General features: G+C 72.0%; 1 pseudogene. It reads left to right on the forward strand.

The features are described from left to right. Positions 1-353, forward strand: a pseudogene (locus tag RA19_RS25360) (SDR family NAD(P)-dependent oxidoreductase); the annotation flags it as partial.

Consider the following 353-nt stretch of genomic DNA (forward strand, 5'->3'; position numbering starts at 1 on the left):
GGCCGGGGCAGGAGGTGCCGCTGGAAGGCGTGACGCATATCCTCAGCTCCATCGGTCCGAATGCGCAGGGCGATCCGGTGCTGGCCGCGATAGGGGAGCGGATCGCCGCGGCCCCGGGCCTGGAATGGGTTGGCTATCTCTCCACCACCGCGGTCTACGGCCACCGGGACGGCGGCTGGGTCGACGAGGCTTCCGAAGTTTCCCCTTCCAGCGAGCGCGGCGACTGGCGCGCCTTGGCGGAGGCCCAATGGCAGGACATTCCCGGCCTGCCGCTGCATATCTTCCGCCTGGCGGGCATCTACGGCCCCGGCCGCGGCCCCTTTGCCAAGCTGATGGCGGGCCGGGCGCGGCGG

The organism is Leisingera sp. ANG-M1, assembly GCF_000813745.1.
Taxonomy (GTDB): domain Bacteria; phylum Pseudomonadota; class Alphaproteobacteria; order Rhodobacterales; family Rhodobacteraceae; genus Leisingera.